Source organism: Desulfobacterales bacterium, assembly GCA_034520365.1.
Taxonomy (GTDB): Bacteria; Desulfobacterota; Desulfobacteria; order Desulfobacterales; family Desulfosalsimonadaceae; genus M55B175.
Window position 1 is genome coordinate 130,611 of sequence record JAXHNP010000008.1, and the last position, 24,489, is coordinate 155,099.

General features: G+C 57.5%; 24 protein-coding genes and 3 riboswitches. Of the genes, 15 read left to right on the forward strand and 9 right to left on the reverse strand.

The genetic code is table 11. From position 1 onward, the window contains the following. The first annotated feature begins 12 nt into the window (after window positions 1-12). Together U5L07_19425 and U5L07_19430 are read left to right on the forward strand one after the other, a co-directional pair. Window positions 13-2,181, forward strand: coding sequence for an ATP-binding protein (locus U5L07_19425; GenBank protein ID MDZ7833918.1), 2,169 nt, complete (start codon window positions 13-15; stop codon window positions 2,179-2,181). A 113-nt stretch (window positions 2,182-2,294) separates the two neighbouring features. Further along, window positions 2,295-2,479: riboswitch (cobalamin riboswitch) on the forward strand. A 208-nt stretch (window positions 2,480-2,687) separates the two neighbouring features. Continuing rightward, complete coding sequence (locus tag U5L07_19430; GenBank protein ID MDZ7833919.1) at window positions 2,688-3,593, forward strand: sirohydrochlorin cobaltochelatase; 906 nt, start codon at window positions 2,688-2,690, stop codon at window positions 3,591-3,593. 14 nt (window positions 3,594-3,607) lie between these two features. Here the strand turns inward: U5L07_19430 and U5L07_19435 are convergent, their stop codons facing one another. Together U5L07_19435 and cobT are read right to left on the reverse strand one after the other, a co-directional pair. Then, window positions 3,608-4,030: a hypothetical protein gene (locus U5L07_19435; GenBank protein ID MDZ7833920.1), complete on the reverse strand. Its 423-nt coding sequence runs from the start codon at window positions 4,028-4,030 to the stop codon at window positions 3,608-3,610. Window positions 4,031-4,041: 11 nt separating this feature from the next. Continuing rightward, window positions 4,042-5,157, reverse strand: coding sequence for a nicotinate-nucleotide--dimethylbenzimidazole phosphoribosyltransferase (cobT, locus tag U5L07_19440; protein MDZ7833921.1), 1,116 nt, complete (start codon window positions 5,155-5,157; stop codon window positions 4,042-4,044). A gap of 98 nt (window positions 5,158-5,255) precedes the next feature. After that, window positions 5,256-5,463, reverse strand: a riboswitch (cobalamin riboswitch). 141 nt (window positions 5,464-5,604) lie between these two features. Further along, a riboswitch (cobalamin riboswitch) is annotated at window positions 5,605-5,818 on the forward strand. A 95-nt stretch (window positions 5,819-5,913) separates the two neighbouring features. Here cobT and U5L07_19445 point away from each other — a divergent pair. From U5L07_19445 to cobJ, 12 genes are all read left to right on the forward strand, one after another. After that, window positions 5,914-6,987: an iron ABC transporter permease gene (locus tag U5L07_19445; protein ID MDZ7833922.1), complete on the forward strand. Its 1,074-nt coding sequence runs from the start codon at window positions 5,914-5,916 to the stop codon at window positions 6,985-6,987. Next, a complete protein-coding gene (locus tag U5L07_19450) occupies window positions 6,977-7,750 on the forward strand; it encodes an ABC transporter ATP-binding protein (GenBank protein ID MDZ7833923.1) in 774 nt (257 codons plus the stop codon). Before U5L07_19445 ends, U5L07_19450 begins: the two co-directional genes overlap by 11 nt. A 164-nt stretch (window positions 7,751-7,914) precedes the next feature. Beyond that, window positions 7,915-8,946 (forward strand): ABC transporter substrate-binding protein, encoded by a 1,032-nt coding sequence (locus tag U5L07_19455; protein MDZ7833924.1) that lies wholly within the window; start codon window positions 7,915-7,917, stop codon window positions 8,944-8,946. A 947-nt stretch (window positions 8,947-9,893) separates the two neighbouring features. Then, window positions 9,894-11,342 carry a cobyrinate a,c-diamide synthase gene (locus U5L07_19460; protein ID MDZ7833925.1) on the forward strand — a complete coding sequence of 483 codons (1,449 nt, stop codon included), beginning with the start codon at window positions 9,894-9,896 and terminating at the stop codon, window positions 11,340-11,342. Further along, window positions 11,329-11,961: a precorrin-8X methylmutase gene (locus U5L07_19465; GenBank protein MDZ7833926.1), complete on the forward strand. Its 633-nt coding sequence runs from the start codon at window positions 11,329-11,331 to the stop codon at window positions 11,959-11,961. The genes U5L07_19460 and U5L07_19465 overlap by 14 nt, the downstream gene beginning before the upstream one ends. Window positions 11,962-12,116: 155 nt before the next feature. Then, complete coding sequence (gene cobI, locus U5L07_19470) at window positions 12,117-12,842, forward strand: precorrin-2 C(20)-methyltransferase (protein MDZ7833927.1); 726 nt, start codon at window positions 12,117-12,119, stop codon at window positions 12,840-12,842. Next, complete coding sequence (locus U5L07_19475) at window positions 12,835-13,884, forward strand: nucleoside recognition protein (GenBank protein ID MDZ7833928.1); 1,050 nt, start codon at window positions 12,835-12,837, stop codon at window positions 13,882-13,884. Before cobI ends, U5L07_19475 begins: the two co-directional genes overlap by 8 nt. Then, complete coding sequence (cbiD, locus tag U5L07_19480; protein MDZ7833929.1) at window positions 13,881-14,999, forward strand: cobalt-precorrin-5B (C(1))-methyltransferase CbiD; 1,119 nt, start codon at window positions 13,881-13,883, stop codon at window positions 14,997-14,999. The genes U5L07_19475 and cbiD overlap by 4 nt, the downstream gene beginning before the upstream one ends. Next, complete coding sequence (gene cbiE / locus U5L07_19485; protein MDZ7833930.1) at window positions 14,996-16,213, forward strand: precorrin-6y C5,15-methyltransferase (decarboxylating) subunit CbiE; 1,218 nt, start codon at window positions 14,996-14,998, stop codon at window positions 16,211-16,213. The genes cbiD and cbiE overlap by 4 nt, the downstream gene beginning before the upstream one ends. Before the next feature lie 2 nt (window positions 16,214-16,215). Next, the gene (gene cobM / locus U5L07_19490; protein MDZ7833931.1) at window positions 16,216-17,001 is read left to right on the forward strand and encodes a precorrin-4 C(11)-methyltransferase; all 786 of its coding nucleotides are present in this window, start codon (window positions 16,216-16,218) and stop codon (window positions 16,999-17,001) included. Then, window positions 16,991-18,040 carry a cobalamin biosynthesis protein gene (locus U5L07_19495; protein MDZ7833932.1) on the forward strand — a complete coding sequence of 350 codons (1,050 nt, stop codon included), beginning with the start codon at window positions 16,991-16,993 and terminating at the stop codon, window positions 18,038-18,040. Before cobM ends, U5L07_19495 begins: the two co-directional genes overlap by 11 nt. Window positions 18,041-18,060: 20 nt before the next feature. After that, window positions 18,061-18,786, forward strand: coding sequence for a precorrin-3B C(17)-methyltransferase (cobJ, locus tag U5L07_19500; GenBank protein ID MDZ7833933.1), 726 nt, complete (start codon window positions 18,061-18,063; stop codon window positions 18,784-18,786). Window positions 18,787-19,089: 303 nt separating this feature from the next. Here cobJ and U5L07_19505 read toward each other — a convergent pair whose 3' ends face one another. Together U5L07_19505 and U5L07_19510 are read right to left on the reverse strand one after the other, a co-directional pair. Further along, a complete protein-coding gene (locus U5L07_19505; protein ID MDZ7833934.1) occupies window positions 19,090-19,251 on the reverse strand; it encodes a hypothetical protein in 162 nt (53 codons plus the stop codon). A gap of 41 nt (window positions 19,252-19,292) precedes the next feature. Then, a complete protein-coding gene (locus tag U5L07_19510) occupies window positions 19,293-19,460 on the reverse strand; it encodes a hypothetical protein (GenBank protein ID MDZ7833935.1) in 168 nt (55 codons plus the stop codon). 97 nt (window positions 19,461-19,557) lie between these two features. Here U5L07_19510 and U5L07_19515 point away from each other — a divergent pair, with 97 nt between their 5' ends. Then, complete coding sequence (locus U5L07_19515) at window positions 19,558-19,728, forward strand: hypothetical protein (protein MDZ7833936.1); 171 nt, start codon at window positions 19,558-19,560, stop codon at window positions 19,726-19,728. Window positions 19,729-19,894: 166 nt separating this feature from the next. Here U5L07_19515 and U5L07_19520 read toward each other — a convergent pair whose 3' ends face one another. From U5L07_19520 to U5L07_19540, 5 genes are all read right to left on the reverse strand, one after another. After that, window positions 19,895-21,100 carry an acetyl-CoA acetyltransferase gene (locus U5L07_19520; protein MDZ7833937.1) on the reverse strand — a complete coding sequence of 402 codons (1,206 nt, stop codon included), beginning with the start codon at window positions 21,098-21,100 and terminating at the stop codon, window positions 19,895-19,897. A 2-nt stretch (window positions 21,101-21,102) separates the two neighbouring features. Then, window positions 21,103-22,560, reverse strand: a complete 1,458-nt coding sequence (locus tag U5L07_19525) for a 3-oxoacyl-[acyl-carrier-protein] synthase III C-terminal domain-containing protein (GenBank protein MDZ7833938.1) — start codon at window positions 22,558-22,560, stop codon at window positions 21,103-21,105. 89 nt (window positions 22,561-22,649) lie between these two features. Beyond that, window positions 22,650-22,988 carry a hypothetical protein gene (locus U5L07_19530; GenBank protein ID MDZ7833939.1) on the reverse strand — a complete coding sequence of 113 codons (339 nt, stop codon included), beginning with the start codon at window positions 22,986-22,988 and terminating at the stop codon, window positions 22,650-22,652. A 108-nt stretch (window positions 22,989-23,096) separates the two neighbouring features. Continuing rightward, entirely contained in the window at window positions 23,097-23,741 is a 645-nt protein-coding gene (locus U5L07_19535; protein ID MDZ7833940.1) for a TetR/AcrR family transcriptional regulator, read from the reverse strand. A gap of 244 nt (window positions 23,742-23,985) precedes the next feature. Next, window positions 23,986-24,471, reverse strand: a complete 486-nt coding sequence (locus U5L07_19540) for a biotin transporter BioY (GenBank protein ID MDZ7833941.1) — start codon at window positions 24,469-24,471, stop codon at window positions 23,986-23,988. Between the last annotated feature and the right edge of the window lie 18 nt (window positions 24,472-24,489).

Here is a 24,489-nt window from a genome sequence, read left to right on the forward strand (position 1 = left end):
AATCTCGAAGTAATGAGCGATAACCAGTGGCATCACCAAACGATAGGCATGCGAGAAAAAATGGACAAATTGCTGGCTCAAATAACAGGGGACAGAAATAATTTTTCCATGGAGCACCGGTGTCTTAACGGGGTCTGCTTTTTAACCACTGTTGTGCTTTTTATCAGTGTGGCGCTCAATTATTTAATCGGCCTGCCCTTTCAAATGATTTTAGTCGCATTATTCAGCTGTGTGATTTTTGGGATCGCTTATTATTTCTGTCGATTCAAAAAAGCATTCAAAGCCGTATACTGGCTGGTGCTGATATCGGTCTGCACGCTTGTGTGTCTGACCTGGTTTAATGCGGGCGGTATTTCAGGGCCAATCGCCCTGATTGCGCTTATCGTTGTATCGGTTATCAACCTGGTTGCCAAAGGAAAAGAGCGGATTTTATCCCTTTTTACCGTTATTTTAGTGACCGGTTTGCTTTTTTTCCTGGAATATACGTATCCCGGTCTGATTGTGGCCTATCAAAGCCGCCACATAAAATACATCGACAATTATATAACCTTTTTAATCGCTGTTCTGATTATCTCCTTTGTCATCGATTTTGCGCTGAGCCATTATCGAACTGAGAGAGAAAAATCCGAGGAAGCCAAAAAGCAATTAAAGGACTCGGAAGCGCACTTCCGCTTGTTGGTTGAAAATGCCCCGGATGCCATTTTTATCCAGACAGACGGGTGCTTCACATATTTCAATCCGGCAACGCTGAAGCTTTTCGGCGCCAAAACCGCAAAAGAACTAATCGGGGAACCGGTAATCAATCGATTTCATCCAGATCACCGGGAGGCCATCAAAAAGCGTATCCGGCGGTTGAATCAGGAGAAAGAACCCATCCCGCACCGCGAGGAAACATACCTGCGAATGGATGGCAGTACTGTGTATACGGAAATTTCAGCAGTGCCGTTTAAATACCAGGAGAAAGATGGCGCTTTGGTATTTGTGCGCGACATTACAGAACAGAAAAAGGCCGACCAGCATCAAAAAGAGATCGAGAAACAACTGCAGCAAGCCCAAAAAATGCAGGCCATAGGAACCTTAGCGGGCGGGATTGCCCATGACTTTAACAACATCCTGTCTGCTATTATCGGTTATACCGAACTTTCAATGAGCAAAGTGCAAAAAGGGACGGATTTACATAAAAATTTATCTTCTGTGCTGAATGCCGGTAATCGCGCAAGCGATCTGGTTAAACAAATCTTGACGCTCAGCCGCCGCGAAGAACAGGAAAAAAAACCTACGCCCATCATTCCATTGATTAAAGAAGCATTAAAGATGCTTCGTTCCACAATTCCCACGTCCGTTGATTTTCAGGAGAATATCAGCAGCGAACATCTAATTATTCATGCCGACGCCACCCAGATTCATCAGATTATTATAAATCTTGCCACCAATGCGGTTCATGCCATGAAGGACCGGGAAGGGGTGCTGAAGATTTGCGTGGCGCCAATCAACTTTGATCGGAACACGAACAAAACATATCCGGATCTGTCGCCCGGCGAATATGTCCGGATCATGATCAAGGACACAGGTGTCGGCATTCCAAAAACGCACCTGGATAAAATTTTTGAGCCCTATTTTACAACCAAGCAAAAAGGGGTGGGCACCGGCTTAGGGTTGTCTATTGTTCATGGTATTGTCAAGTCGCATAACGGCCATATCTCAGTCCGCAGTGAACCTGGCAGGGGATCAACATTTGAGGTCTACTTGCCGTTATCGCAATGGCAGGCTGAGGATTGCGGATTACAAAGGGATGAACAGCTTCAGGGTGGAACGGAGCATATTCTTATTGTGGACGATGAACGGAATGTATTGGAAGTGCATCAGCAAAGCCTCCAAGATTTAGGGTATGAGGTGACAGCGATAAGCGATAGCCTGGAAGCCCTGGAAACGTTTCGGTCTGCCCCGACCCAATTTGATCTTGTTATCACAGATATGGCCATGCCGAACTTGACCGGAGATAAGCTCGCCCGTTCCATAAAAACAATTCGTCAAGACGTCCCGGTGATTCTCTGGACGGGTTTCAGTGAGAAATCTAACGACCTCTTAAAAGATCCAAGCATCGGCAGTATTTTAATGAAACCCGTCAGCTATGCAAAACTGGCAAAAACTGTTCGAAAGGTGCTGGACCCGGCGGTATAGGCGCTCAACGAACGCCCCCCCCGTTCCACCATCACCAACAGCGAGCGTCTTAACTCCTTTATTTTGCCAAAATCGACTTGACATGGTTTGCCCGCTCCGTTAGGACCTTCTAAAAATAATTGCGAAGCGAAGGTGCCCTCCACAGGGGCTCAAAAGGGAATCCCGTGAAAATCGGGAGCGGTCCCGCCGCTGTAATCGGGGACGAAATCCGCAAAACGCCACTGTTCTTGGAACGGGAAGGCGCGGAAAGTAGATCGATCCGAAAGCCAGAAGACCTGCCTTTTGCTTGTATCATTTGCCGTGCGCGCGGCCACGTGCGGCTTTGATGCGATAAAAAGGGCCAAGAAGACGGGTGCAGCCCTCTTAAGCCGCAAGGCTTGGGAGGGCTTTTTTCGTTTTACATCCGTCAGGCCGGCATTAAAATGCCACCGATTCCGGCAAAATCACAAATCGTTTGGCGGTGGGCAGATTTTAAACAGAAAGGCCGCAAAGCAAAGGAGAAGGATATGAAGCGCAACGATCTGAAAAAGATGGCAATTGTCGGTTTTCTAAGCGTATTGCTGATTGCCGGTACCATGACTGCGGCCAATGGCCATGGCCATCACCACCATAAGCCCCAAAAAAAGGGCATTTTGCTGGTGGCATTCGGTTCCAGCCTGCCCGAAGCCCAGGCGGCATTCGACCACATCGACAAAACGGTGCGGTCCGCGTTTCCGGATATTGCCGTGCGGTGGGCCTACACGTCCCGTATTATCCGGGACAAACTCGAAAAACAGGGAGAAAAGCTGAACTCGCCCGCCCAGGCCCTGGCCGAAATGGCCGATGCGGGTTTTACGGCGGTGGCCGTCCAGTCGCTGCACACGATTGCCGGTGCGGAATACCATGACCTGGTCCGCGTGGCCGAGCGCTTTGAGCAGATGCCCGAAGGCATTGATCATGTCCGTATCGGGCTGCCGATGCTCGGCGGGCCGGCGGATATGGAAAAAGTAGCCCAGGCGATACTTGCCACCATCCCGGAAAAACGGGCGGCCGATGAGGCGGTGGTGCTCTTGGGCCACGGCACCCATCATCCGGCCAATGCCGTATACGCCGCCCTGATGTGGCGGCTTCAGCTCGCGGATGAAAACGTGTTTGTCGGCACGGTGGAAGGTTTTCCGAAGGCGGATGTCATCATCGATCAGGTAAAGGAAAACGGTGTGGAAAAAGCCTGGCTGATGCCCTTTATGTCGGTTGCCGGCGATCATGCACAAAACGACATGGCCGGCTCCGGCAAAGACTCCTGGCGTTCTGTGCTCGAAAACGCCGGCATCGAATGTGAAACCGTGATGAAGGGCACCGCGGAATATGATGCCTTTGTCGATATCTGGGTGGGGCACCTGAAAAGCGCCTTGTCCGCTTTGAAGGCCGAGTAAAAAACCGAATCCGGTTATTTGAACCTGAATTTAGGCTGAAATTTTGCGGCAATGACTCCAGGCGTAGGGCGGATAAGCGGCAGCGCATCCGCCAGATACCTGAGACCTGCCTTCTCATAGGCAGGAATGACAGAACTGCAGATGCACTGGCCGAAACCCGCTACGGCGCCGTCGCCTTCTGCCACCCGCTGCCCGGGACCTTTCTCGGCCTGGAATATCTCCGGGAAACCTATGAAAACGATGATGACAACACGGTGATCACCGCACAGCTGGCGTATGAATTTTAATGTTTGAAAAAGGCTTTTTCGAAATCGAAATCGAAATCCCTTTCGAAATCGGAGCATTCGATTTGGATTACGATTTCGATTTCGATTTCGAAAACTTGTCTTATACGTTACTGAATTTTTCCGGATGACCGGATTTTGGCTTTCAACCATGGCTCTCCCATTCACTGCCGGGCATTGGTAACGGCCACTTCCTCAAAGGTCTTGATTTCGGCCAGCACCCGGGTGGCGGCATCCAGGATTTCCATGGCAAGGGCGGCACCCGTGCCTTCGCCCAGGCGCAGGCCCAGGTCCAGGATCGGGGCAATCTCCAGGCGGTCGATCATGTACCGGTGGCCGACTTCCACGGATTTGTGGCTTGTAAACAGATATGCTTTGGCCGCCGGCGCCAGCTCGCAGGCGATCAGCGCGCCCGCCGTGGCGATCAGGCCGTCGCAGACCACCGGGATGCGCCGGGCGGCAGCCCCGATGACCAGCCCCGCCAGCCCCCCGATTTCAAATCCGCCCACCTTGGCCAGCACGTCGATGGGGTCGTTCGGGTCGGGCCGGTTGACGGCCAGGCCGTCTTCGATCACCTTGATTTTGCGGGCAAGCCCCTCGTCGTCGATCCCGGTGCCCCGACCGGTCAATTTTTCAACGGCAATGCCGGAAAACGCCGCAATGACAGCGGTTGACGGCGTGGTGTTGCCGATGCCCATATCCCCGGTGCCGAGCATGTCGAGGCCCTGATCTTGGGCCAATTGGTTTACAATGGCGATGCCGGCATTGATGGCTTCGACGGCTTCCGAACGGTCCATGGCCGGCTGCCGGCGGAAATTGGAAGTGCCCTTGCGGACTTTTTTGTGAAACATGGGCAGGTTGGTGGCGAAATCGGCGTCAACGCCGATATCCGCCACCCGTACCGTTGCCCCGGCATGCCGGGCCAGGACGTTGATGGAAGCCCCGCCGTTTATGAAATTGTAGACCATCTGCTCGGTCACTTCCCGGGGAAAGCAGCTGACCCCTTCATCGACCACGCCGTGATCGCCGGCACAGGTCACGATGCACTTGCGGTCGAGCCGGACGTCTATCGTGGCAGCAATGCCGGCCAGCCGCTCGCTTAAATGCTCCAGCATGCCGAGGCTGCCGGCCGGCTTGGCCTGTTCGGAAAGCCGTTTTCTGGCGGCTTCCCGCGTGGGGTCATCGGGCCGGCCAATGGATGCAATGGTATCGTGTAGCCGTTTCCTATTCGATCTTTCCCGGTCGCTTTGCGCTTGGGCGGTTTTCAGTGCTTCGGTCATGCGGTTCTCCTTTTCCCGTTTTGCAAAATTGTTTGGTCCAAAAAAAAGGGTTCCGACCGGAGATCACTCTCCCGCCGGAACCCTTTACCATCAGATCCCGTCATTACGGCCTTTCAAGCACGTCTTCTGGCTTCCGGAACCGATCGCCGCCGGCCTTCCCGTTCTTTAAAAACAGTGACCTGCGTTTTGGGGCGTCGGTGTTTTCTTTTCCGGTTACAGCGCCGGGTGCGCTCCCGATTTTCACGGGATTCCGTTTGCCTGAAACACCATTCAAATTTAGGAAGCGCTTATAGCCTTTTGAAAACACTCTGTCAAGACGCAATCCTGATGCCGGTTCGATTTTAAACGATGGGATCATTTGAAAAAACTTAAAAATATAAGGTGGTTATTTTGATGAATCCCGACCGGGTTAATGTGTTTTTCCTTGACAAATCGATGTCGCTGCATGTAATTTAGTCGTTTTAAGGTGCCCGGAATCGGGCACAAACAGGGAATCCCGTGAAAATCGGGAGCGGACCCGCCGCTGTGATCGGGGACGAAATCCGCAAAACGCCACTGTTGGTTTTCGGCGGGCCTTTTTAAAAAGGTCCGCTCAATGGGAAGGCGCGGAAAGTAGGACGATCCGAGAGCCAGAAGACCTGCCTTGGAAAAACATGTGTCTGGACGCGCGGCATCGTCGGACAATAACATAAGAAGGGCCAAGAAAGACGGGTGCAGCCCTCTCCAGCCAAAGGCTTGGGAGGGCTTTTTTATTTTATGAATCGTAAAACCGACAAAACAACATGGTATCGACTGCGAAACGGGCGACTCTGGCCGCAGTTGGCAGTGCTTGGCGCACTGCTTTGTCTGCTGATGGCCGCAGCGGCGGGCATGGGCTACGTCCATGTCGGCGTATCCGATGTGATCCGGATCGTGGCCTCCGCCTTGACCGGCAGCGAAAATCTGGCGGCCGCAATCGACCCCATGGCCCGTGCCGTGGTGGTCGATGTCCGACTGCCGCGCATTTTAACGGCTGCCATAGTGGGCGGGGCGCTGGCCGTTTCGGGTGCGGTCTACCAGGGCATTCTGCTCAATCCCCTGGCCGATCCGTATACCCTGGGCGTTTCGGCGGGCGCGGCCTTCGGTGCCTCCATTGCGCTGCTGATCAATATTGAATGGCTGGGCGGTTACTCTGTGCCCCTGTTTGCCTTTGCCGGCGCGGTGGCCACGCTGATGGTGGTGATGTATCTGGCCGGATCGGCCGGCGGGTTTTCCTCCAATAACCTGATTTTGTCCGGCATTATCGTGGCCGCCATTTTATCGGCCGGCATCAGTTTTCTGAAATACCTGGCCGATGAACGGGTGGCCGTGCTGGTGTTCTGGCTCATGGGCAGCCTGGCGTCCAAAACGTGGGCTGACGTCGGCATCATCGCCGCGGTGACGGGGCTGGGCACGGCCGTGTGTCTGTTTTTCGCCCGGGATTTAAACGCCGTTTCCCTGGGCACCAAAACGGCGGAATCGCTGGGCGTGGACGCGAAACGATTGTCTCCGGCGCTTCTGGTCTGCGTCAGCCTCATGGCCGCGGTCTGCGTGTCGGTGACCGGCATTATCGGTTTTGTGGGCCTGCTGGTGCCGCACCTGGTCCGCGGGGTGACCGGGCCGGACAACCGGCGCCTGATGCCGGTATCGCTTCTGGTCGGCGCATTGCTGCTGCTGGCCGCCGACACGGTAACCCGGGCGGTGCTGCCGTCGGAACTGCCCATCGGGGTGCTGACCGCCTTAATCGGCGGACCGTTTTTCTGTTACGTATTCCGCCGACGGCAGATGGGGGCGATGGGCCATGGGTTTTGAACTCGAAAACGTTTCATACGCCTATGGCGCCCATCCGGCGGTCGACGGCGTATCGCTTTCGCTTTTGCCGGGCCGGTTTTACGCGGTGATCGGTCCCAACGGGTGCGGCAAGACCACGCTGCTTGATTTGCTGTGCGGACACAAGCGGCCGGACGGTGGTGAAATCCGCTATAACGGCCATCGCCTGCCGGACTTCGCCAAACGGAACCTGGCGCAGCAAATGGCGCTGGTGCCCCAGGAATACCGGGTCAACTTTCCCTACACGGCGCGGGAAGTGGTGGCCATGGGGCGGTACCCGCATATCGGCCGGTTTTGTGCACCATCGGTTGACGACATGGCCTTCGTGGATTCGGTGCTCGCCGATTGCCGGGCCGATCATCTGGCCGGCCGTTATATGACCGAACTGTCCGGCGGCGAAAAGCAGCGGGTGATTTTTGCCCGGGCCATGGCCCAGCAGACGCAGGTTTTGCTGCTCGACGAGCCGTGCGCCAACCTGGATGTCAAGCACGCCCTGCGTCTGCTCGACCTGGCCGCCGACCGCGTTTGCCGTGACGGGGCCACGGTGGTGGCCGTGATGCATGACATCAACCTGGCCGCGCGCTACGCCGACCAATTCGTGTTCATGAAAGCCGGGCGGGTCAGCGCCGCCGGGAAAACGGATGAGATTTTTGATGCAGATGTTTTGCGGGCGGTATTTGAAGTCGACGTCCGCCTCACTTACGAGGCGGCAGTGAATGCCCCGCAGGTGGTGTTTTTAAGATGAGAAAAAGACAGTCATTCGTCATTGCCGAGAACTTGTCCCGGTCTTCATCGGGAGGCAGGTCTCAGTTCAAGGCGTTAGCCGCAATCCATATTTATCCGATTTCAATGGATTCCCGCCTTCGCGAAAATGACCTCGAGAAGCTGCAGAGTTGGGGCTGGAAGTCAATGCACTGCGGAGACTTTTGGCTCGGCAGAGCAGGAAGCCGCCTTGGATTCGTTCTTTTCATTGCCCTCGGCCTTTTACTGCTGCCTGCGGTTTCGGGTTTTGCCGCCGAAATGGGCCTTTTCGGCCAAAACGGCATCGTGGATGCCGCCGGCCGAAAGATCCGGGTGGAAAAGCCCTTTTCCCGCATTATTTCGCTTTACGGGGCGCATACGGAAAACCTGCTGTCCATGGGGGCTGCTGACGCCCTGATCGGGGTGTCCCGCAGCAGCGACCGCCTTAAGGCCGCCGAAGACCTGCCCGGCTTTTCGGTCCATGACGGCCCGGAACGATTCCTGGCGGCCCGGCCCGACCTGCTGCTGGTGCGGCCCATGCACGACCGCGGCTACGCGGATTTGATGGACCGCCTGCAAGACTTCGGCGTCCGGGTGGTGTCGCTGCAGCCCGGAAACGTTTCGGAAATGAAGACGTACTGGAAGATATTGGCGCGGCTGGTTGAAAAGGAACCCGCTGCACGAGAAATGATCCGGCGTTTTGAAGACGGCGTTGCCGAGGCCCGCGAGATTGCCGGCGGCATTGAATCGAAAAAGCACGTCTATTTCGAGGCCATCCATGACCGGTTCAAAACCTTTACGCCCGGTTCCATGCCGCTGTTTGCACTAACATGTGCCGGCGGCATCAACGTGGCCGCCGACGCGACGGCCGTGCGGGCCACCAACATCGCCGCCTACGGCAAGGAAAAAATTTTGTCGCACGCCGGCGAAATCGACGTATACCTGGCCCAGAAAGGCGTGATGAACCGGGTGACGGTCGAAGAGATTGTCAACGAGCCCGGTTTTGATGTGATTACGGCCGTCCGCAAAGGCGAGGTTCATCTGGTGGATGAAACCAAAGTGTCCCGGCCCACCCTGCGGCTTCTCGACGGCATCTGCCGGATCGGGGCGATCCTGTACCCGGAGCACTTTAATGCAGCGGCAAGACAGGAGATTGGTTCGGGTTTGACGGAATACGGCACTGAATCGAAAGGGCGTTAATCTGCCCGTAGCATTTCGGCTGACCGGCGTCGCGGAAAAGTAAGTTTCCTCGCTCCAGAAGCGTCTTCGACGCTTAATTTCCGCTCGGAAACCAACTTTTCCACGCCGCCGGTCAGGGCAGCATTGTGCCGTATCGGACTATGAAAAGCCGTTTGTTTTGTTACCCATAACCTGTAAGGCATTTTATGCCGGAAATCAAATTGTGTGGCGGCCGTTTAAAGCCGGGGACTGAGCAGGTGATGGGGGGCTGTTTTGGCGGCTTTTTGCAAAATCTGCCCGTAGCATTTCGGCTGACCGGCGGCGTGGAAAGTAAGTTTCCTCGCTCCAGAAGCGTCTTCGACGCTTAATTTCCGCTCGGAAACCAACTTTTCCACGCCGCCGGTCAGGGCAGCATTGTACAGTATCGGATCATGTAAAACCGGCCTTTTAAATGGTCAGTTACCCATAATCTGTAAGGGGATTTATGCCGGAAATCAAATTGTGTGGCGGCCGTTTAAAGCCGGGAACTGAGCAGGCGATGGGGGGCTGCTTTGAGCGACTTTATCTGTAGGCCCGTAGTTTTTCTTAGGCGCATCGGGTGGGGGAAGCCCCGCCGAATCGAAGCCGAGTGATTTTGAATGGCTATGGAGTCCTTTACAAAAGAAGCGTTTTGTCGAGCCGGGCAGTGAGAGCGGGGTGGGGGCAGGAATGCCCCCGGCCGATGCGCCTTAGAAAACAAGGGCCGGAAGATTAAAGCGAAAAGTAGCCGCCCATCGCCTGCGGCAAGCCGGTTCAGAGTTGGGAAAAAGGAAAAACGAAAAACGAATTGTGAATGGTGAATTGCCAATTACCAATAGTTAATGAAGGGGCCGGCGCGAGGCGCGATCGGATAACCGGGAAAATTTTTTTCTCTGCGATCTCTGTGTCCTCTGTGGTGAAAATAAAGTCAGGTTAAAATCGAACTCAATATGACCCGCAACAACTCAAAAATAAAAGGCTTCGTGGTCGCCGCCCCTATAAGCGGCTCCGGCAAGACCACGGTCACCCTGGCCCTGATGGCGGCCCTGAAAAAAAAGGGCCTGCAGGTGGCGCCGTTCAAGGTGGGGCCGGACTTCATCGACCCCGGCCACCACGGTCGGGTGACCGGCCGCACCAGCCGCAACGTCGACGGCTGGATGCTGGAACGGACGACGTGTCGGCAGATATTTTCCGATGCGGCCCGCGATGCCGACATCGCCGTAGCCGAAGGGGTCATGGGTCTTTATGACGGCTACGACGGGACAAGCGAGTCCGGATCGACGGCCCAGATGGCCAAGTGGCTCGGGCTGCCGGTGCTGCTGGTCGTCGATGCATCCAGTATGGCCAGAAGTTTTGCGGCCCTGGTCAAGGGGTTTCTGGATTTCGATCCGGACCTGCGCTTTTGCGGCGTCCTGGCCAACAACGTGGGAAGCGACAGGCATCTGGCGTATTTGCAGCAGGCCTTGGCGGGCACTACCGACGTGCCGCTGCTGGGGGCGATCCCGAGAAACGCCGATGTGACGATCCCGGACCGCCACCTCGGGCTTTACACGGCAGACGATCACGCATTGTCCGACGCCGCCGTCGATGCGCTGGCGGACATGGCAGCGGCCCGCCTGGATCTGGACGTTCTTGTAAAACGCCTGCCCGAAGTGACCCCTGATGAACCGGATGAACCGGATGAACCGGATGAACCGGATGCGCCGGGCATGTCTGCTGCCCCGGCACCCGACCTCCGCATCGGGGTGGCCCGGGACGCGGCGTTTTGCTTTTACTATGAAGACAACCTGGACGTGCTTCGGCAAAACGGCTGCGACATTCAATTTTTTTCGCCCATGACCGATGCCGCGCCGCCCCGTGTGGACGGTCTTTATTTCGGCGGCGGCTATCCCGAGCTTTTCGCGGCGGCATTATCTGAAAATGTTTCTATGCGCGAGACCATTTTCAACCTTTGCGCATCGAACATGCCGGTTTATGCCGAATGCGGCGGGTTCATGTACTTGTGCCGGAAACTGGTAACCGCCGACGGCCGCCCCTATGACATGGCCGGCGTGTTTGCCTTTGACGTGTGCATGCAGCAGCGCCTGGCCGCCCTGGGCTACCGGGAAATCGAATTCGTCCGCGACACGCCGCTGGGGCCGGCCGGTACGACCGTTCGCGGCCATGAATTTCACTACTCGCACCTGGCCGAAACCGATGCGCCCGCCGGTGCCTTGCCGGCCTATGGGGCGACCGATAAAAGCGGCGCGGACCGGGGATGCCCGGGCTGGCTGATCCATAGGTGTCTGGGCAGCTACGTGCACCTGCATTTCAAAAGCCGCCCTTCAATCGGCCGGGGCTTTGCCGCGGCCTGCCGGAAATACAAAGCCGAACAGGAGGCACGCCATGCGGCCCGATGAAATCGAAAAAACCAGTTTTGAAATTATTAAAAATGAAGCCGGCGAACACGGATTCGCACCGCATCACTGGGCCGTGGTGGCCCGGATGATCCACACCAGCGCCGATTTCGAATACCTTAACACAGTGCGGATTCATCCGGAGGCCGTGGATGCCGGCATCGCCGCGATCAAGCAGGGCCGTCCGATCATCACGGATACGAGCATGGCGCTGGCCGGTCTACGCAAGAAGGACCTGGCCGGATATGGATGCGAGGCGGCCTGTTTCATGGCATCGCAGGAAATTGCCCATATGGCCGAAAAAAACGGCACCACGCGGGCCGAAGCCGCCGTGGACGTCGCCGCCGACGCCATGGCCGGCGGCATCTACGTAATCGGAAATGCCCCGACGGCCCTGATGCGCCTGATCGCATTGATCCGGCAGGGCATCGCCAATCCGGCGCTGGTGGTTGGCTTTCCCGTGGGCTTTGTCAACGCGGCCGAATCCAAGGCCGAACTGCTGACCGTCGATACCCCTTACATCACCAATACCGGGCGGAAGGGCGGTTCCAACGTGGCGGCGGCCGTGGTCAACGCTCTTATATTGCTGGCCAAAACTTATTACGGGTTCGTCACAAAATAAGTTGGGCAATTTTGGCGCCGGAATTTTTTCCGTCTTCGAGGCGCGAGGAGGGAGAATAGCAAGCTATTTGACCGACGCAGCAACAAAGAAGACGGGAAAAAGAACAAGCCAAATGTTCAAGTTATTTTGTGACGAACCCCAAAGGAGCAATGGTTATGGAAAACCAATACGGCACCCTCTACGGCATCGGCGTGGGGCCGGGCGATCCGGACATGATCACCATCAAGGCGGTCAAGATGCTTGAAACGGTCGACGTGATCTTTACCGCCAGTTCGACCAAAAACAGCTACAGCCTGGCCGTCAAGATCGCCGAACCCTATGTGCCCGAACACACCGAAGTCCGGATGCTGGCGTTTCCCATGAGCAAGGACGCCGACGTGCTGCAGCGCGCCTGGGAAGAAAATGCGCGCCGGGTTGTCGAGCCGCTGTCGCAGGGCAAAAACGTGGCTTTTCTGACCCTGGGCGACTGCCTGACCTATTCCACCTACGGGTACCTGGCCCGGCACGTGGAAAAAATCGCCCCGGAGGTGGAGATGGTGGCCGTGCCCGGCATTACCTCCTACCAGGCGGCCGCGGCCCGGGTGAACCGGCCGCTGGTCGAGGGCGAGCAGTCCCTGCTGATCATGTCCGGGGTCAAGGGCGGCGACCGGTTCCGGCAGTTCGGCAATCGCTCGGAAAACGTGGTGTTTTTAAAGGCCTACAAAAACGTTTCCGACATCAGCAGCGCGCTGTCCGAGCACGGGTGGGAGGATGAAAGCATCGGGGTGGTCAGCTGCGGACTGCCCGGGGAACGTATCGTGGAAAATATCGGGGAGTTTAAAACGGCGCCGCCCGATTACTGGACCCTGATTATGGCAAAGCATCGAAACGGGCATGGGTAAAAAAAGCAGACCGAAATACCGGGCGCTTGCGGTTTCGCTGACCATCTCGGCGGTGATGGTCGGTGCCGGACTGCTTTTTATCGGGGATATGACGCTGGCAACGGCCTGGGACAAGCTGTTGATGCCCCTGCTGCGGCTTTGCCTGTTTATCGGCTTCGGACTGGCCGTGGCCCAGGCCATCGAGGCCCGGGGATGGACCCGAAAAATCGGGGCGCTGGCAAGTCCCTTGTTTTCCTATGCCAACCTGGGCCACCGTTGCAGTGCGGCCTTTTCCACGGCGTTTTTTTCCGGCGTTTCAGCCAACGCCATGCTGGTCGATTACTACCAGGAAGAAAAGATTTCAAAGCAGCAGGTGATGCTGACCAATTTTATCAACCAGTTTCCGGCCTATTTCCTGCACCTGCCCACGACCTTTTTTATCGTGGTGCCGCTGACCAAGACCGCCGGGGTCCTGTATTTCGCCCTGACCTTTGCCGCAGTATTGCTGCGGACCGTGGCCTTCGTGGTCTACGGGCGGTTTTTTGCAAAGCCGAAAGCCGCGCCGGAAAGCGAGGCCGAGGCGGTCGGGCGCACCGAAAGCCGCAAAAACGAAGGGGCGCTGGCAGCCATCCGCCGCCGGCTGCCGGCCCGGTATACCACGATACTGATGTATGTGGTCCCCATTTACGTGGCCATCTATTTTGTAAACGCCCTCGGCGTGTTTGCCCTGGTGCGCCACTGGCTGGCCGAGACGCTGACCGTGGGCTTTATCCCCGTGGAAGCGTTGTCCGTGGTGGTGCTGAGTTTTGTGGCCGAGTTTACCTCCGGCTTTGCCGCCGCAGGCGCCCTGCTCGACCAGGGGGTGATCACGGTGAAACAGACGGTGCTCGCCCTGATCGCCGGAAACGTCATCGCCTTTCCCGTGCGGGCGATCCGGCATCAGCTGCCGCGCTACATGGGAATCTTTCAACCGAAACTGGGGCTGCAGATCCTGTTGCTCGGCCAGTTTTTCCGGGTGGCCAGCATCATATTGGTAGCAGTGGGGTTTTATTTCATCGCATGAGCAGACAGCGCAACAGGCGAAAAAATCTGCGTTCCGGATTTACCACCGGCACGGCGGCCGCGGCCGCGGCAAAGGCTGCCGCCATGGTCTTCTATGGGCAATCCGCACCGGCTGAAGTTGATGTGGCGCTGTTAAACGGTGGGACCTGGACCATTTCCGTCCAAGAATGCCGCCGGGAAGGCGGGGTTGCCGAATGCCGGGTGAAAAAGGACGCCGGCGACGACCCGGATGTGACCAACGGCGCGATTATCGGCGCCCGGGTGAAAAGGACCGGAAAAAACGGCGTGCAGATCACCGGCGGCGAAGGCGTGGGCCGGGTGACCAAGCCCGGCCTCGAGGTCCCGGTCGGCCTGCCGGCCATCAACTCGGGGCCGCGGAAAATGATCACGCAGGCCATCGAAGCGGTGGCGGCAAATGGGATCCAAAATGCCGAAGACGGCCGGGGAATCGAAGTGGAAATCTTTGTGGCAGACGGCGAAGCCATTGCCCGAAAAACCTTAAACGCCCGGCTCGGAATTGTTGGCGGCATCTCCATACTCGGCACCACGGGCGTGGTCCGCCCCATGAGCCATGCGGCCTATATCGCCACCATCGACTCGGCGGTGGCCGTGGCCGCGGCCTCGCGCCTGGACACCGTGGTCTGCACCACGGGCAGGCGAAGCGAGCGGCATGCCCAGGCCATGTTTGCCGAAATGCCGGCCGAAGCCTTTGTCCAGATCGGCGATTATTTTGAAAAGGCCATGACCATCATGGCCGAGCGCGGCATCGGAAATGTGGTTCTGGCCGCGTTTTTCGGCAAGGCGGTGAAAATGGCCAAAGGCGTGCCCCACACCCACGCGGCGAAATCCCGGATGGTATTAGAAGACCTCGCTCGTTGGGCGGCGGCAGCCGGTGCGGAAAGCAAAGTGGCGGAAAGGGTTGGCGGCGCCAATACGGCGCGGGAAGCGTTTTTTATACTCTGCGAAGCCTGTCCGGCCGTGTTTTCGGATGTGGCGGAAAAAATGGCGGCCGCGGCCCATTTTTTTGCCGGCGGGCGGGTAAACGTGCGCGCCGTGTTGTTTGATTACGAGGGCGCCGTGGCGGCAACGGCTGAAAAACATGGGGTGCAATCATGAAGCAAGTCCGGGTCATCGGCATGGGAGTCGGCCGGGCGGATCTGGCCTCCCGGCATCGCGAGGCCATCGATGCCGCGGATATCCTGGTCGGGGCAAAGCGCCACCTGGCGTTGTTTGACGGCTATCCCGGCCGGAAAGTCGAAATCAAAGCACCCGTTTCCGATGTGATCGATCAAATCCGCGGCGCGATGCAAGATCACCGCGTGGTGGTTTTGGCCACGGGCGATCCGCTGTTTTACGGCATCGGCACGACGCTGGCGGAAACGCTCGGCGAAGAAAACGTCGAAATTTTGCCCAATGTTTCCGTGATGGCCGAGGCCTTTGCCCGGATCGGCAAATCCTGGGCGGATGCCGTCGTGGTGAGTCTGCACGGCCGGGACGGCGAATCCGGTTTGTGCGCCGCCCTGGGCGGTTTTCGCCCGGTTTTTGTGTTTACGGACCGCCGGCATACCCCGGCGTATGCAGCGGAAATGGCAGCCGGGCATGCGCCCGGCCGGTGGCGGGTTTGTGTGGTCTCGCGGCTGGGGGAAGCCGATGAACGGGTCGAGTGGCTGGTCCCGGAAGCGGCGGCGGGGCGTACGTTTTCCGAACCCAATGCCGTAATTTTGTGGCCGGAAGCCGAGCGGCGATGCCGGCCGGGCCTCGGCGGCCCGGATGAAGACTACGCCCATGACCGGGGCATGATCACCAAGGCCGAGGTGCGGGCGGTATCCATTGCCAAGCTGCGCCTGGAACCCGGTTCGGTCATGTGGGATCTGGGTGCCGGCAGCGGGGCCGTGGCCGTTGAAGCATCGATTTTTGTTACGGGCGGCCGGATCGAGGCCGTGGAAAAAAATGCGGACCGGGTAAAAAATATCCGGCAAAACATCGAAAAATTCGGCGTGTCCAACATGTTCGTCCATGAAATGCAGCTGCCGTCGGGCATGGACGCGCTGCCCGACCCGGACCGGATCTTTGTCGGCGGCGGCGGCGAGGCCTTGCCGGAGATATTAAACACGGCTGTTAAGCGACTCCAGCCCGGCGGCCGGATCGTCATTAATGCCGTGGTGATCGAAACCGTAACCGCCTGTCTGGACATTTTAAACGCGGAGGATTTTGAAACCGAACTCGTTCAGGTCCAGGTCTCGAAAGGTGCGCGGATGCCGGCGGGGATGCGTCTTTCGGCGGGCAATCCGGTGTTTGTTTTGTCGGCGAGGAAAAGTAAGGACTTTTAATTATGCATAAACATCCCATACAATTTGTCGGCGCAGGCCCGGGCGACCCGGAGTTAATCACAGTGAAGGGCAAGAAGGCTTTAGAGCAAGCCAACCTGGTCGTCTACGCCGGCTCCCTGGTCCCGGATGCCGCCGTGCGCTGGGCCGAAGGCGCCCGGAAGGAAAACAGCGCGGGCATGCACCTCGAGGAAATCGTAAACATCATGGTCGAGGCCCATAGGGCGGGACAAAAGGTGGTGCGCCTGCATTCCGGGGATCCGAGCCTGTACGGCGCGATTGCCGAGCAGATGGCCGAACTCGACCGGCAGGCGGTGCCCTATGGGGTTATCCCCGGGGTCACAGCGGCCTTTGCCGCCGCAGCCGCCCTCAAGCTGGAATATACCCGGCCCGAGGTCTGCCAGACGCTGATTTTGACCCGCATGGAAGGCCGCACGCCCGTACCGGAACGCGAGCAGCTCGCCTCGCTGGCCGCCCACCAGGCCAGCATGGCGATTTATTTGTCCAGTGGGCTGGTGGAAAAGGTGCAGCCGGTGCTGGTTAAACATTACGGCAAAGACGCCGCCGTGGCCGTGGTCTTTCGGGCCTCGCAGCCCGACGAGCAGGTAATCCGAACCACGGCCCAGCAGTTGACGGCGGCCATGGCGCAAAGCGGCATTACCGGCCAGGCCGTCATTATTGCGGGAAAGGCCGTGGCCCAGCCGGACGAGGCGTTTGTCGCCTCCAAACTCTATGATCGGGGGTTTTCCCACGGCTATCGCCAGGGAAAGGATTCGTCGGATGGTCCATAACGCATCGAAAGCCGTATGGGCTGTTACACCGTCCGGCGCCCGGCTTGCCGAAGCCATCGCCGGACAGATTGAAGGTGCCGTCATCTATGCCGGCCGGGCCGTTGACCCGCCGCCGGCAGGGGCGTTCGGCTTTGCCCGGCTGGCTGATGCCGTCGGGGAAGCGTTTCATCAATACGAGGCCCATATTTTCGTCATGGCCACCGGTATTGCCGTGCGCATGATCGCACCGCTTCTCGGCAGCAAAACCAGCGATCCGGCAGTGGTGGCAGTCGACGATGCGGGCCGGTTCGCCGTCAGCCTCCTTTCCGGCCATGCCGGCGGGGCCAATGCCCTGGCCGAAACCGTGGCCGGCTGCATCGGGGCTGTGCCGGTGATATCCACGGCCACGGACAATGCCGGCGTGCCGGCCATTGATCGGATCGCGGGGCAATACGACCTGGAGATGGAAAACCCGGCAGCCGTCAAGGCCGTGAGCATGGCGTTTCTTTCAGGGCGATCGGTCCGGCGCCATGACCCGTATCATATATTGGATGACAGGCTCCGGGAATGGACGGATTTGGACAATGACGCCGGCTTTGGAAACGGGCCGGGGGTCTTTGTGGACCATTTGATTTGCGATCTGCCGGATGAGGTTCTGGTGCTGCGCCCGAAAAGTCTGATGGTGGGCGTGGGCTGCAACAGCGGCACAGCATCGCAGGAGGTAATTGATGCTGTTTGCGCCGTCTTTGAGGATCATCGGTTAAGCCGGGCCAGTATCCGGAGGTTTGCCACCATATCCGAAAAATTGAGCGAACCGGGATTGCCGGCCATGGCCGGGTATTTTAAAAGACCCCTTGAAGGCTATGATCGCGACATACTGGCCGCGGTCGAGGGGGTGAAAACCCCGTCGGCGATGGTCGAAAAACATATGGGAGTCAACAGCGTATGCGAAGCAGCAGCGATACGGGCAGCCGGCAGGGCGAGACTGCTGGTGCCCAAGGTGAAGTCCGGCAACGTGACGGTGGCCGTGGCGGCCGTATCCTCTCTGTCGTCGGCATAGGGCCGGGCGGGCCGGCCCACATGAGCGGCCGGGCCCGGCAGGTGATCGAATCGGCGGACACCATCTGCGGCTATACCACCTACATTGACCTGGTCCGGCCGTTGATCGGGCAAAAACCGGTGATTGCCACCGGCATGACCCGGGAGGTCGAACGGGTCTGGCAGGCCATTGAAACCGCAAGATCCGGCGGGTCGTGCGCCCTGGTCTGCAGCGGCGATCCGGGCGTGTATGCCATGGCGGGGCTGGTCTTTGAACTGTGCCGGAACAACCATGTGGCCGTCGGCAGCGGTGAAACCGATGCGCTGAACGTGGAGATCGTGCCCGGCATTCCGGCGCTTTCGGCCGGGGCCGCGCTGTTGGGGGCCCCGTTGATGCACGATTTTGCCGCCATCAGTTTAAGCGATTTGCTCACGCCCTGGCCGGTGATCGAAAAGCGGATTCAAATGGCGGCCGAAGCCGATTTTGCCATTGTTTTCTACAATCCGCGAAGCAAAAAGCGCGACTGGCAGCTCGAAGCGGCCCGGCAGATCCTGCTGGGCCTACGATCCGGGGACACGCCCGTGGGCCTGACCACCGCTGCCATGAGAGACGGCCAGAGCGTTTCCCTGTGCACCCTCGAAACCCTGGATTGCACAAAGGTGGGCATGCAGACCACGGTCTTTGTGGGCAACAGCCAGACGTTTGTCTATGGCGACCGGATGGTAACGCCGCGGGGGTATGACGGCAAGTATGACCTTGTCAGATGAAGTAAACAATGCGCACCAAGACGCCAGGACGCAAAGTTTTATGAGTTTTTTTCTTTGCGTCTCTGCGTCTCTGCGCGAGCTTGATTTAAAAAAATATAAATGAATCATATTTGCCCCATCCCGTGCAATTGATGGGCGGGGCGATTCAAAAACTGGAACAGCCGCTGCGGGGTTCGCCGCTGCCCCTTTTTGTCTCCGGCTTGCATTTTTCCGGGATCAGTCGTCACAGGGATCACTGTAGTGTTCAAAAAGTGCAATATTCGGCAAAAAGATTAACCTCTCAATTCATGGCCGGGTATAAGGCTATTTTGACTTGTCCCGCTTGTCCACAGGGGATCGTTTCCAAAGGTTTCCATCCACCATTGGCCGGGGGAGCGGTGCCGCTTGACCGCCATCCTGGGTGGCTTCAAAATCATAAACATAGGCCTCGCCCGCACCTAATGCGATTTCCCGGCTGTATTCCAACTGATACCCATCAGCGACAACGCCCGCAGTTTTGACCTCAATTAAATATGTGCCGGGAGTATATGGGCAAAGGTAAAGTCCGCCCCGCCCGGAAAACCGAAAGGCAGCATTTCCGGCACGTGAAAACCGAAACCCCCGCTTCCCAGATCAATTCCGGCACCCAGCGCGCCGGCCAGCTCCATTCGGTTGAATTTGAAACATTCAGTCATTAATAAATGATATGTCGGAAACTGGGCCCTGGGCGGCACCAGAGACAACATCGCTCCGCCAAAGCAGGCCATCGGTCACCTGGACCTGATCGACAGTGTGAGTGAAGACCAGAAACTCTCCTCCGTAGCCGATGCCGGCCACATGGGACTGTTCCGGTCCCGCCGGGTGTTTCGGGATCATTATGGGCACATTGCGGGTTTCATGAAAGCCAACAGCGATTATGCCGAGGGGAACCGCTATATGGGAAAGCTTGCGCGCAGGGCTTGACAGCCCCCGGAAACCTTGCCCCAAAACGGCAGGAGGGATTACGCCTAAGATAGAGTACGTGAAATTCCGATGGGATGCAGCGCAACGCAGATATTGGACTTTTTACGAAGCCATCAAGATTAGTAAAAGAGGGGCGGGGCCAACCGGCCACCGCCCCTCATGCTGTTTAATCCCGCCCCACGATTGCGATGGAGGAGACGTTTCTGGAGGGCGTGCCGCCAAGGTTGTGGGTCAGGCCGTATTTCAGCCGCTTGACTTTGCGCTCTTCCGGCACCCTTTCCAAAAGCTGCTCATACATGGCATAGATCATTCGCAGCCCCGAGGCGCCAATCGGGTGGCCGAAGCACTTCAGGCCCCCGTCCACCTGGCAGGGAACGTAGCCGTTTAGGTCATAGAAGCCATTCATGACATCATCGTAGGCCCCGCCCTTGGGGGATATTTGCAAATCCTCCATGGTGACGAACTCGGTGATGGAAAAACAGTCATGGACCTCCATCATGCTGATTTCCTCCCTGGGGTCCTTGATCCCGGCCTCTTCATAGGCTTTTGACGCAGCCACACGCGTGGTGGCAAAATGGGCCCCATCCCACTCCGTGTAAGTGTCCTCTTCCCCTGAGCTGACAGATATCTGCAGTGCCTTGACCGTGACGATCCCCTGGTTTTTCTTGATGCTTCGGGCGATCTCCGGTGTGGTTACAATCGCTGCCGCCGATCCGTCGCTGACCCCGCAGCAGTCAAAAAGCCCCAATGGGTAGGCGATCATGGGGGCCCGCTTGATCTGCTCAGCAGAAACCGCCTTGCGCAGATGCGCCTTGGGATTCATCGCCCCGTTGGCATGGCTTTTCTCCGAGACGTGGGCAATGCCCTCCTTGATCTTTTCCATGGAAATATTATACTTGGCGGCATAGGCGGTGGCCAGCTGGGCGAACAGGCCCGGGGCGGTCGCATTGGCGCCGCGCAGAAACATCTCGGTGCCGAAGGCCGCCCCGTCCGGCAGCCCGCCATAGCCCGTGTCTTTCAGTTTTTCAACGCCGAGGGCCAGAACAATGTCATAGGCGCCGGCGGCAACCGCGTAACAGGCTGCCCGAAGGGCTTCAGTGGCGGTGGCACAAAAATTTTCCGTCCGGGTAACCGGGATAAACGGCAGCTTGAGCGTTGTCGCCAGTGGGGTTCCCGCCTTTCCGACATTGACCTCGTCAATATGGGTGCCAAAATAGGCCGCCTGGATTTCTTTCTTATCTATACCCGCGTCCTTAAGGCATTCATTGAAGGACTCCACGATCAAATCCTCGCCGCTGCAGTCCCAGCGCTCGCCAAACTTGGAGCATCCCATTCCCAGGATGGCCACCTTATCTTTTATTCCATCAGCCATGGTTATACCTCCTCTTTAGTGGGTACGGCCTTCCAGAAATAGCCGGCAATGTCTCTTTTCTGATCCCGGTATTTTCTCCGGAAGCTCATTTCAACGCTCATTCCTGTGGAGAGACTCTCCAGGTCGCAGTCCGTGAAATCGAACATGTATTTGCCGCCTTCCTCAAAAACGACCTGGCCGTAAATAGCCGGCGGATTGATGGAAGCCGCCAGATTGTCGCCCGTGAAGCTGGCAATCCGGCCCTTCTTGTCTGAGAAGCAGTACGGGCTCATTTTATCAGTGGCGCCGCATTCCGGGTTCACGCACACTCGCTGGGACGGGTACTGGAGTGTGCCGCAATTTTGGCACTGGGTTCCCCAGAGGCCCAGGATTTCCTTTCGCTTGCGCCACAGCTGGGACCAGCGCGTCCAAAGATCCTCTTCCGAACGAAGGCCCCTGTCCCCCGGCAGAATATCGCGCCACACCAGATACTTGGTATAATTGTCGAGCTCCGCGCGGTTTTCCAGGCTGCCGGACAAGCCGTAGCGTTTGGGGAGGTTTTTTATGTTTTCCGTCACCTCCAGGAACATGGCATCACAGCCGCTGCCAAAACTGACCAGCAGAATTTTGTCGCCGGGACTGGCGTTTTCAAGGGCTGCCACCAGCATGAGCAGGGCGTGCGCACTGCCGGTTTCACCGACCTGCTGCTGCAGGTTATCCTGGTCGGCCTCCGGTGCAATGCCCAGCTTTTTGTTCAGCCCCTTCCGGGCCGCACCGTAATGGCAGGGATAAACCACTTTTGAAAAATCCGTTATTTTAAGGCCGGTCTTGGCCAGCAGCCCTTCCACCGCTTCGGGAAGAATCTGCATAAAGCCCAGGTCGCGTATCCAGCGGTCCTCCCACTGCCTGTCAAACCGGGCGAACTCCCCCCGGAAATGATCGACGAAATCATAGGTCACCGAATAGGCGTCCTTGAATTCCGCGATGACATTGTCCGTGCCCACCGTGACCGAAGCGGCGCCATCGCCGAAGATCAGCTCCTGGGCGGAAGCCGGTTTGCCCAGCCGGCTGTCCGCGGCGGTCACGACAACATTGTCCACGCGTCCGGATTCAACGCCTTCCAGGGCCGAGAGAAGGGCCGTGGTGCCGCACTTGATGCCGCCGCTGAAGTCAGCGGCCCGAATTTGGTCGTTCAGGCCCAGGGCAGCGGTAATGATCCCCGCATTCAATCTTTCCTTGTAAGGCATGGTGGTGGAGGCAAAATAAAGGCCCTGCACCCTGGTCCGGTCCACGCCGCGAAGGGCGTCGATGCCGGCGGCCACCGCCATAGTAAGGGCGTCTTCATCAAAATTGGCGACCGATTTTTCACCGCCGGCATTGGCGATATTTGCCGGGTTCATCCATCCCATGGCCTGGTATATCAGGCTGCGGTTCAGCCGGTATCGCGGCACATAGCCGCCATACGTACAAATTCCTGCCATAATGCAATCTCCTTTCCTTGGGTAGTCTCAAAAAAACTCAGCCCGGCCGTTACCATCGGGCCTGACAATCTTCATGCAGCCTTTGATTATTAAACGAACTGAACCTGCTGGAGCATCTCTTTTTCCCTTATCAGCCGGGTAATCTCGCGGCGGCGCATTTCGTCCGCAACCGGCCGGATCCGGGAGACGGCGGTCCCCTGCTTGTCTGTTGTGCTTTTCCATTGCTCCACCATACCGTACACCAGGACATAAGCACATCCGCCGGCCCCGCAGCAAGTGGCATCGAAAAGGGCATAACCTTTTAAATACAGGACCTCCCCGTCCGCAACCGGCAGCCGGACTTCATCGGTGAACCGGTAGTGGCCGCCGATGGCCATCACCGTCTCATCCAGATCCTTGTGCACATATTCCAACAGCTCGTCTGTCATCCTTGCCCGAACCTCCTTGAATCCATGCTTTTAGCGCTGCAAGTAATGATTACTTACCTCCCAGGCCCATCTCCGGCCGCACCCCTTTCAAGGGCCCCCCTGCCGGTTTCAGCCGGCGCCATCCGCTTTTTTTTCGATCCCGGAAAAAATAAGCGCTCCCAACTGAGAGGCACCGGCGCCCGAATCAATTTCATGGCCGAAAATAACCGGGGCCATGCAGAAATGTTCAATACTGCCCAATATCAGGTCCCGGACGCGCGCCGGCGCGACATCATCCCGGATTTCGTCGTTTGCCATGCCCTCCCGGATGATCTGCATGACCAGGCGGCCATATGTCTGGACCAGCTGGTAGGTTTCACTTTCAAAATAGCCGGGGAAATTTCTCACCTCCAGCAAAAGAATACGGGCCAGCACCCGGTTGCTGTCATACATCCGGATATGCACCTGGATCAGGCTCCTCAATTTGTCCAGGGCCCCCTGGCTGGATTTCAGGTCCTGCTGCACCTGGGCCTGAAAATCGAGCATATAGTCGTGCAAAACCTGGTGGAGCAGCCCCCGCTTGTTCTCAAAATACCGGTATATGAGGGATTCATTGACACCGGCCTCCCGGGAGATCTCGGCATTGGTGATGGAGTTGAAATCCTTGTATTCAAGAATCCGGCTGAGTGCATCCGCCAGTTTTTCTCTGGCTGGCGGCAGGGGGGATTCCGTCAGAATCGCTGCATCGGGGGGATTGGATTCCGTATTAGGCATTTACTGTCTTTTCCTGTCAAAAAACCGGCTGGCCGTCCTTGAACAAACCGGCGCCTATCGTAAAGTCCGGCCTCATAAATTCATAAACATAGTAAGTAATTATTACTTACGCTGCGGACTGTCAAGCACTAATTTTAACCCAACCATAGAAAACGCTCCCCTTCGCCTGGCTGCTTGCCCCTCAGCCGTTAGCCGTTAATCGTTAACAGATAACAGATAACAGATAACCGATAACAGATAACCATTAACCATTAACCGATAACCGATAACCGTTTTTAAAGCATCCCGGCAGCAAGGCGCCCGAGACAACCGGTCTCAGCGTTTTGGCCACCGGCAGGGCAGCTCCCGCTTTCAGGGCATCCCCGATCAAAAACGGCAGCACCCCGACGCTCACCGCCTTTGCCCAGCCCATGCCCGTTATCAGCTTCAGCCAGGAGGCGCCGATGGCATAGACAAGGGCGGCCCCGCAGATAAGGGCGGCCAGATCCAGCATCAGCCGCCTGCCCCCTTTTTCACTGATCAGCCCGATCATCCATACGGCCGGCAGGTAGTTCAACAGATAACCGCCGGTCGGCCCGGCAATACGCCCAATGCCGGCGGTTCCGACGGCAAACACCGGCAGGCCGATAAGGCCGGCAAACAGATAGATCCCCACACAGGCAAGGCCCCAGCGGCGCCCCAATATCAGGCCGGCCAGCATGACAAAAAAGTTCTGCAGAACGATGGGCACCAATCCGAGGGGAATGCA

What these genes read in the sequence shown, in the direction of transcription:
- U5L07_19425 (MDZ7833918.1), top strand. Translation starts at nt 13, where the DNA reads ATGAGCGATAACCAGTGGCATCACCAAACGATAGGCATGCGAGAAAAA.
- U5L07_19475 (MDZ7833928.1), top strand. Translation starts at nt 12,835, where the DNA reads ATGGGTAAAAAAAGCAGACCGAAATACCGGGCGCTTGCGGTTTCGCTG.
- cobJ (MDZ7833933.1), top strand. Translation starts at nt 18,061, where the DNA reads ATGAGCGGCCGGGCCCGGCAGGTGATCGAATCGGCGGACACCATCTGC.
- cobI (MDZ7833927.1), top strand. Translation starts at nt 12,117, where the DNA reads ATGGAAAACCAATACGGCACCCTCTACGGCATCGGCGTGGGGCCGGGC.
- cbiD (MDZ7833929.1), top strand. Translation starts at nt 13,881, where the DNA reads ATGAGCAGACAGCGCAACAGGCGAAAAAATCTGCGTTCCGGATTTACC.
- U5L07_19535 (MDZ7833940.1), bottom strand. Translation starts at nt 23,741, where the DNA reads ATGCCTAATACGGAATCCAATCCCCCCGATGCAGCGATTCTGACGGAA.
- U5L07_19435 (MDZ7833920.1), bottom strand. Translation starts at nt 4,030, where the DNA reads ATGGTTGAAAGCCAAAATCCGGTCATCCGGAAAAATTCAGTAACGTAT.
- U5L07_19455 (MDZ7833924.1), top strand. Translation starts at nt 7,915, where the DNA reads ATGCACTGCGGAGACTTTTGGCTCGGCAGAGCAGGAAGCCGCCTTGGA.
- cbiE (MDZ7833930.1), top strand. Translation starts at nt 14,996, where the DNA reads ATGAAGCAAGTCCGGGTCATCGGCATGGGAGTCGGCCGGGCGGATCTG.
- U5L07_19525 (MDZ7833938.1), bottom strand. Translation starts at nt 22,560, where the DNA reads ATGGCAGGAATTTGTACGTATGGCGGCTATGTGCCGCGATACCGGCTG.
- U5L07_19520 (MDZ7833937.1), bottom strand. Translation starts at nt 21,100, where the DNA reads ATGGCTGATGGAATAAAAGATAAGGTGGCCATCCTGGGAATGGGATGC.
- U5L07_19460 (MDZ7833925.1), top strand. Translation starts at nt 9,894, where the DNA reads ATGACCCGCAACAACTCAAAAATAAAAGGCTTCGTGGTCGCCGCCCCT.
- U5L07_19445 (MDZ7833922.1), top strand. Translation starts at nt 5,914, where the DNA reads ATGAATCGTAAAACCGACAAAACAACATGGTATCGACTGCGAAACGGG.
- U5L07_19465 (MDZ7833926.1), top strand. Translation starts at nt 11,329, where the DNA reads ATGCGGCCCGATGAAATCGAAAAAACCAGTTTTGAAATTATTAAAAAT.
- U5L07_19430 (MDZ7833919.1), top strand. Translation starts at nt 2,688, where the DNA reads ATGAAGCGCAACGATCTGAAAAAGATGGCAATTGTCGGTTTTCTAAGC.
- U5L07_19450 (MDZ7833923.1), top strand. Translation starts at nt 6,977, where the DNA reads ATGGGTTTTGAACTCGAAAACGTTTCATACGCCTATGGCGCCCATCCG.
- U5L07_19530 (MDZ7833939.1), bottom strand. Translation starts at nt 22,988, where the DNA reads ATGACAGACGAGCTGTTGGAATATGTGCACAAGGATCTGGATGAGACG.
- cobT (MDZ7833921.1), bottom strand. Translation starts at nt 5,157, where the DNA reads ATGACCGAAGCACTGAAAACCGCCCAAGCGCAAAGCGACCGGGAAAGA.
- U5L07_19495 (MDZ7833932.1), top strand. Translation starts at nt 16,991, where the DNA reads ATGGTCCATAACGCATCGAAAGCCGTATGGGCTGTTACACCGTCCGGC.
- U5L07_19510 (MDZ7833935.1), bottom strand. Translation starts at nt 19,460, where the DNA reads ATGACTGAATGTTTCAAATTCAACCGAATGGAGCTGGCCGGCGCGCTG.
- cobM (MDZ7833931.1), top strand. Translation starts at nt 16,216, where the DNA reads ATGCATAAACATCCCATACAATTTGTCGGCGCAGGCCCGGGCGACCCG.